We start from the raw sequence: 6,639 nt of genomic DNA, 5'->3' as shown, positions 1-6,639 counted from the left end.
TGGTTAGGGAAAAAATTGGGGTCGTAGCTCAGTTGGATAGAGCGAGTGCCTCCTAAGCACTAGGCCGCCGGTTCGATCCCGGCCGATCCCGCCTTTTTCAGTGATCGGTAAACAGTAAACAGTGAAAAGATGCTGGGAAACTGCTATTTATAGCGCTTTTCACGTTACTGAGGTATCGACAAGTTTTGCCAACAAAGGGCTTAAGCCCCTTGCCCATGCCTCATTCTGATAAAAACTGCTATAGCATCAACCCCATTATCGAAATATTTACGGGCTTAATTAAGCCCGTAGGCACGGCTACGGGCAACTTCTAGAGGTTAGGCTTGATCGCTTCTGTTCTTGTTAATCTGTCGGATGATTTCAATCATTTGAGCGTGTCGATCATCCATTCTCTCTAGATGCCGGTAAAAATCGGCTTGAGTCTCATAAAAATCTGATTGTGCGCTTGCTATTCGAGCTAGGTAATCGTAAAGCCCTTTTTTCTCCTGTTTCCGTTCCTCGCGGTCACTAGCGACGGCATCAGCTAGGGCTTGAATAGCGCGAGCGTTCGATTCCACTATTCTCTCGATCCGCTCTAATCTGTCTTCTGACATTTTGGTAAACTCCTAATAGACTAATTCTTGTCCCCCACCGATGCCCGTCGGATGGGGGAATAACTTTAATTATGGGCTTTTCGATGCCAACGCTGATCCGATTTCCTAAATTCCCACTGTAATGCGATCTCATCAGGAGTCTTAATCTTTCCTGACTATTACCAAGTCAGGGAGACAAAATCAAGGGTTTTCCCGTTACAGGAAAACCCACATATAGCACTTTTCACGTTACTGAGGTATCGACAAGTTTTGCCAACAAAGGGCTTAAGCCCCTTGCCCATACCTCATTCTGATGAAAACTGCTATAATAATGCTCACTTAAAACTCAAAACTTAAAACTGATCAGTGATCACTGATAACTGATCACTGATCACTGATATTTATCTTCTCATTCTGCCCTTAACTTGATACCAAAGCCTTCTTAAACGTAGATCGAGAGAAAAACCCCGACGGGTGGGAATAACAATCGTGCCACCGATGCGATCGTGGAAAGCGCGGTTAAATTGCTCATCGCCGATCGCCATACCACAATCGGCGAAAAGGGGCGAAGATAATAAAATCAAGCTTAAAGGATTGCCAAAAAAAGTATTTAACCCTACCATCATTAAAGCTGCCCCGCCACCAGCGATCGCCTCTCGTTTGCTTAACTCCAAAATTCCGGGTAAACGCTGAAGTCGTAGATCGATGATCTTCATATCCAAGGCCCAACGTCCTAAACTCTGACCCCGATTCTGTGCGACTAATAACACCCGCAAACACCACCAGATCAGGAGAAAAAGGAAAAATTGCAGTACAGGCGAACTGTTGGCAAAGGAGCTTAAAAACCAGATCGAGGCAAAGTCGATCAGGAAAGCATAGGCCCGACGATCTAAGGGAATTTTCGGAAATTTTTGCGGTAGATTATCTTCAGGCGGGATCGGGTAAACCATAAAAGACCTCTTCTAAAAATCAAAAATTGTTGTTAGGGTTAGGAGTCAGTAGCCAGTAGTCAGGAGTCAGGAGAATTAAGAATGAATAATAATCAGTTAAATAGTCTATTTACAGACTTTATGCCATTTAATCCTTATTTTTGCCGTTTTTGAACCCTGAAAAATTAATTATGCAAGAGATTTAAAGTAAATTCTCGGAAAAATCCTGCTGTTTATCTTCCACTTTAATCGGGAAATTGGCAATTCTAGGATAGTTGTCTCTTGTCTTTTTTCTCCCCCTGTCTCGGAGTCTTCCGTCTCGGAGTCTGCTCACCTAACGGCAGATTTTTGATTTTTGCAGGAGATATAATTATTAATCGACTCGGAGATCTAAGCTACCATTGAGCAAAGGTAGCCCAGAATACAGGGATAATCATGGAGCAAGATTCATTACTAACGGAGGTTATTCTGACCCATCCGCGGCAAAGTTTGGGAGAGATCCAATTGGATTGGATGCCACAACCGGGTAATTATTTGGCCTTGAAAGGACAAACCTACGCAGTTTTGGAACGTCACCACCAGTATCAATACAAGATTGGTGGCTATTGTTTACGCAAAATTTCCCTTTATGTACAAACTGCTCCCACTCCTAACGAAAAAAGTTTGATTGAAGGACGTTGGGTGATGGGGGATGCTAGTTGTCGTTTTAACGCCAGATCTGAACTGTTGCGCTGTGCGATTAACCCCCCCGGTCCCTGTCAAGATTGTCGTTTTTACGAAACTATTAACCCTTAAAAGAGCCTTTTTTCGGCAACAATCTGGCTATTTTCCCCGATATATACCGATAGCTAACCGCTATAAGTAGTCGGACATAAATTCTGTCGTCTGTCTTAAGAAATGTAATTCTGGCAATTCTTGCTGACGACCGACTCCCACGGTTAACTTTACTTTTGTCCGACCACTTAGTGATCAATCGCCTATGAATCATCCTTACTCTTGGATCGAGGATAGCTTAAAAACCCTCCATCGGGCCAATTGGTATCGAAGGGTTAAAACCATTCAAGGCCGGGGCGGAGCCGTTATAGAATTAGAGGGTCGATCGCTGATTAATTTTGCCAGTAATGATTATCTGGGATTAGCAGCCGATGAAAGAATGATCGCAGCAGCCATAGCAGCGACAGAACGCTATGGAACTGGAAGCACCGGCTCGCGTCTATTAAGTGGACACCGAGATATTCATCGAGATTTAGAATTAGCGATCGCATCCTTTAAAAATAGCGAAGACGCGATTGTTTTTAGTTCGGGATATTTAGCCAATTTGGGGACAATTACCTGTTTAGTGGCGCAGAAAGACCTGATTTTAGGCGATCAATACAATCACTCTAGCCTCAAAAATGGAGCCAAGTTAAGCGGTGCCACGGTGAAAGAATACCGGCACAATAGTCTCGAAGACTTAGAAAATCAGTTATTAGCCCACCGTCATCACTATCGTCATTGTTTACTGCTCACTGATACAGTGTTTAGTATGGATGGGGATATCTGTCCCCTAGCGGGAATTCTCGCTCTAGCCGAGATTTATAATTGTATGGTTTTGGTGGATGAGGCCCACGCTACCGGAGTTATGGGGGAAAATGGCACAGGTTGCGTGGAATATTGTGGTTGTCAAGGACGGGAATTAATTCAGATGGGGACCCTGAGTAAAGCTTTAGGCAGTTTAGGGGGATATGTGACCGGAAACGCCAAAATTATCGATTTTATCCGCAATCGCGCCGCCACCTGGATTTATACTACCGGTTTATCCCCCGCCGACACCGCCGCCGCTAAAATGGCTTTAGAGATTATTCGTCTGGAACCGGAACGTCGCCAAAACCTACACCAAAATATTAATTTTGTCAAGAGTAAATTAAATAATTTTAATATATTGCCTTCGGAAGCGGCGATTTTATGTTTACCGGTGGCCAATCCGGGTAAAGCCCTAGAATTATCGCAAAAACTGCTAGAAAAAGGTATTTTTGCCCCCGCCATTCGTCCTCCTACCGTTCCCACCAGTCGTCTGCGATTTACTGCTATGGCCACCCATAGCCTCGCCCATCTAGAGATTCTTGTCCAGTCTATTGGCGAATCTTTCCCCACATAGGGAAAAAGTTTTTCGTGGGAAGTGGGGAACAACTAAGTTGAGCGGCGGTTAGCATCCTTGATCCCATCATCAAGCTCTCTAGCCTGGCCGCTCCAACGACTTGTTAGACTGGGCTTTCGCAATAAGTTTACGACTTCTCTGCCGCTTGCTGCTTCCTTTTTGCGTAGGTCTGCAAAGATTGCATCCAAGTCATAGTTGAAGGACTTGGCATACTCTTCACGGATTCGGTGGATCTCCTCGACAATTTCATCTGTCCACATGACTTAATCTCCCATTAGTTCGTTGGGTGTGCAAAGGATAGGCAATACATAGCCACAACCAAGGGTAATCTCAGCTAACTTACCCTGTATTTGAGCATTAGCAATATGCTTACAGTTCCACGTTAACAGATAATCCATGCCGTGGACAGTTGCGGCGGCAATGTGGATCGCGTCAACTTTCGCTTTTGGAGGCAGATTACTGCGGGTTAAGAATTGTTTAGCCAAATCTTGTGCAGCGTCATTCAATGCTAACAAGGGAAAATCACGCAAAATATCCAGCCTTTGGGAGGCGATCGCTGTATCCCCTTTAGCTACTTCCTCTAGGACAGCCTCCGAAGTGTACAGAATAAAGTCGTTTCGACGAAATTCCCACCATTCCCGTGTTATTTCAATATTGGCAGCAATAATCAGGTTTTTGGTCGATCTGGCTGTCAGATAACCAATAACACTGGTTTCAATATAGACGGTTTCGCTCACGGCAATCTAGAAAATCTATCCCACGTCTATCCTACTGCATTTAATCTTGGTTTTGAGGGAGTTGGGTAACAGCCGTCAACCCAAGCTACAAGAGCAGCGATCTGCTACGCAGTGCCTTCGGCATCGCACTCAGTCCACCAGAGCGGCATCGCACTTAAACCCACAGCTTCAATCAATGTGCATGGTGCGTTCCCCAAAAATCGATCGGTGGAGCAGTAGAGTCACATTAGGGAACGCACCCTACGACTTATGCTGCGGCAGGTTTAGGGACTCTTGAAAGGATTGACAATTTTCAGCCCATCAATGTCTGAATACCCAAAGTCTTCTGTATAGAGAGTTTCGACGTTTGCTTCCAAACAAGCAGCAACCACCATCGAATCCCAATGAGACAAACTAAAACGGATCATCAAGTCCTCAGCACGATTAATCACAGCCCAAGTTGGCAAAGCTGTGTACCAAACCTGTTGCAAATCTCGAATGTACTGATAGGCTTGCGCTCTGTCATACCCAAATGGCTCAAGTTTGCGGCTTGCCGCTAAATATTCGCAGGCAACCTGCCAAATTAAAACTCCCTCTGTCAGATTAGCTACTAGAGAAGCTGCGATTGCCTGCTTACTAGGATAACGCGAATCATTGACGTAAATTAAAACATTTGTGTCAACGGCGTTCATGCAACATATCTCTCGTAAACTGGGGAGCATCAGAGGGAATGGGGTTTTGTTGCATTCGCTCAACAAGCAGCCTTAAAAAATTCTGCCTAGCCGCAATATCGGTAATCTTTGGGGGAATAATTTGAGGTGATTTGACAAAAAGCTCCACCTCAGTGCCTTCAGGTAAATCGTAAGCTGTTTGAAGGATGAACGTACCACTATGATAAATTGCTTTCAAGGCTTGGGGCATGGGGAAATCTCTATCACAAGAATTAGGGGTGATTTAGTTAGCTGCTTACAGTCTAGCCTACAGGATTGCCCCTCTATTTTAACGCTAACATTCCTCAACTGGGCCCACCAGAGCGGCATCGCACTTTAACCCACAGCTTCAATCAATGTGCATGGTGCGTTCCCCAAAAATCGATCAGTGGAGCAGTAGGAGTCGCCTTAGGGAACGCACCCTACGGTGATCGCACCGTTAAGTCTCTCATTCTAATTTTGTCTTCTTCAATAACTGTAAAGTGTCCATACCAGTCATCCCGCAATGAGATAACCTTGGCAACTTTCTCAGCGACTACAGAGCCAGAAGGTACTCTTATTCTAAACAAAATAATACCAACACTGGCCAGCAACCTTGAACGAAAGGCGAGTTCTCCAAAATCTTGATCAAATGTCAAGAGAATACGATTTTCTGCTTGGGCGCGACTTAAAACTTCACGGTCCGAGATTCCGGGGGATTCCACCCTAATCCACAGGACATCATGGCCATTTTGTCGTAGGACTTCAACCGCATCAAGGGGGAAATTTTCGTTCGCTAGAAAACGCATCAGTTAAGCAGGAATAGCATAGACTTTCTCAGATTTGAGCATTACACTAGCATAGCTAAGACAAGCTTGAATATCTTCTACTGTAATACCTGGGTAGTTTCGCAGAATTTCATCAATACTCCAACCTTGGGCGAGAAGATCAATGATAAATTCAACCGCAATCCTTGTTCCTTTAATGATAGGTTTTCCCACCAAAATATCGGGATTTAGTGTAATTCGAGTTTCCCAGTCCATAGCTACATCATTGAAAGTGTTTTCAAAAAGGTAAAGGCTGCATGGTACGCACCCTATATCTCGTTTTATTATAACAGGATTTGGTATTACAGCTTCAATCAATGGGCATGGTGCGTTCCCCAAAAATCGATCGCTGGAGCAGTAGGAGCCACATTAGGGAACGCACCCTACAAGATCGGCGATCGCACTATCCTATTGTATTTAATCTTGGTTTTGAGGGAATTGGGTTTCCTACCTACAAGATCAGCGATCTGCTACGCAGTGCCTTCGACATCGCATTTAAACCCACAGCTTCAATCAATGTGCATGGTGCGCTCCCCAAAAATCGATCGCTGGAGCAGTAGGAGTCACATTAGGGAACGCGCCCTACGGCGATAGCGATCGCACTGCGATCGGTAACTCCGAAATCGTAACCAATCCGCCTTGGACTGTATCGACTTGCAACCGATAACCGCGCAACAGGCTCATTCCAATCAATGGCTCTGTCTCTGCTGCATTAATCTCGATTTCTCGATACTGCCCACCCCAAATCACCATGCCATCATAGATATCA

11 protein-coding genes, 1 tRNA gene and 1 pseudogene are annotated in these 6,639 nt (G+C 44.8%); 4 read left to right on the top strand and 9 right to left on the bottom strand.

The annotated features are described in order from the left end of the window. Nucleotides 1-17: 17 nt before the first annotated feature. Nucleotides 18-91 (top strand) — tRNA-Arg (locus tag IQ242_RS13410). A 226-nt stretch (nucleotides 92-317) separates the two neighbouring features. Here IQ242_RS13410 and IQ242_RS13405 read toward each other — a convergent pair. Beyond that, entirely contained in the window at nucleotides 318-593 is a 276-nt protein-coding gene (locus tag IQ242_RS13405) for a hypothetical protein (RefSeq protein ID WP_002763421.1), read from the bottom strand. A 380-nt stretch (nucleotides 594-973) separates the two neighbouring features. Further along, nucleotides 974-1,522, bottom strand: a complete 549-nt coding sequence (locus IQ242_RS13400; protein ID WP_002765175.1) for an RDD family protein — start codon at nucleotides 1,520-1,522, stop codon at nucleotides 974-976. A 414-nt stretch (nucleotides 1,523-1,936) separates the two neighbouring features. On the opposite strand from IQ242_RS13400, the gene IQ242_RS13395 reads away from it, so the two are divergent. After that, entirely contained in the window at nucleotides 1,937-2,296 is a 360-nt protein-coding gene (locus IQ242_RS13395) for a DUF6464 family protein (protein WP_193960306.1), read from the top strand. Between the two features lie 184 nt (nucleotides 2,297-2,480). Then, nucleotides 2,481-3,638, top strand: a complete 1,158-nt coding sequence (bioF, locus tag IQ242_RS13390; protein ID WP_193960305.1) for an 8-amino-7-oxononanoate synthase — start codon at nucleotides 2,481-2,483, stop codon at nucleotides 3,636-3,638. 32 nt (nucleotides 3,639-3,670) lie between these two features. Here the strand turns inward: bioF and IQ242_RS13385 are convergent, their stop codons facing one another. From IQ242_RS13385 to IQ242_RS13360, 6 genes are all read right to left on the bottom strand, one after another. After that, the gene (locus IQ242_RS13385) at nucleotides 3,671-3,898 is read right to left on the bottom strand and encodes a hypothetical protein (protein WP_016516502.1); all 228 of its coding nucleotides are present in this window, start codon (nucleotides 3,896-3,898) and stop codon (nucleotides 3,671-3,673) included. A gap of 3 nt (nucleotides 3,899-3,901) precedes the next feature. Then, on the bottom strand, nucleotides 3,902-4,375 hold the full coding sequence (locus IQ242_RS13380) for a type II toxin-antitoxin system VapC family toxin (RefSeq protein WP_052276626.1): 474 nt from the start codon (nucleotides 4,373-4,375) through the stop codon (nucleotides 3,902-3,904). Nucleotides 4,376-4,638: 263 nt separating this feature from the next. Then, nucleotides 4,639-5,046, bottom strand: coding sequence for a PIN domain-containing protein (locus tag IQ242_RS13375; protein ID WP_193960304.1), 408 nt, complete (start codon nucleotides 5,044-5,046; stop codon nucleotides 4,639-4,641). Beyond that, nucleotides 5,033-5,275: an antitoxin family protein gene (locus IQ242_RS13370; RefSeq protein ID WP_046661940.1), complete on the bottom strand. Its 243-nt coding sequence runs from the start codon at nucleotides 5,273-5,275 to the stop codon at nucleotides 5,033-5,035. Before IQ242_RS13370 ends, IQ242_RS13375 begins: the two co-directional genes overlap by 14 nt. A 211-nt stretch (nucleotides 5,276-5,486) precedes the next feature. Beyond that, nucleotides 5,487-5,852 (bottom strand): DUF5615 family PIN-like protein, encoded by a 366-nt coding sequence (locus tag IQ242_RS13365; RefSeq protein WP_193960303.1) that lies wholly within the window; start codon nucleotides 5,850-5,852, stop codon nucleotides 5,487-5,489. Nucleotides 5,853-5,855: 3 nt separating this feature from the next. Then, the gene (locus IQ242_RS13360; protein ID WP_002779924.1) at nucleotides 5,856-6,086 is read right to left on the bottom strand and encodes a DUF433 domain-containing protein; all 231 of its coding nucleotides are present in this window, start codon (nucleotides 6,084-6,086) and stop codon (nucleotides 5,856-5,858) included. A gap of 80 nt (nucleotides 6,087-6,166) precedes the next feature. On the opposite strand from IQ242_RS13360, the gene IQ242_RS13355 reads away from it, so the two are divergent. Further along, entirely contained in the window at nucleotides 6,167-6,430 is a 264-nt protein-coding gene (locus IQ242_RS13355) for a hypothetical protein (RefSeq protein WP_193960307.1), read from the top strand. A gap of 22 nt (nucleotides 6,431-6,452) precedes the next feature. On the opposite strand, the pseudogene IQ242_RS13350 reads toward IQ242_RS13355, so the two are convergent. Beyond that, nucleotides 6,453-6,639 (bottom strand): annotated as a pseudogene (locus IQ242_RS13350) (clan AA aspartic protease); the annotation flags it as partial.

It is taken from the genome of Microcystis sp. LEGE 08355 (genome assembly GCF_015207185.1).
GTDB lineage: Bacteria > Cyanobacteriota > Cyanobacteriia > Cyanobacteriales > Microcystaceae > Microcystis > Microcystis panniformis.
The sequence above is the reverse complement of the archived record's forward strand: the minus strand, read 5'-3'. Positions and strand labels throughout refer to the sequence as shown.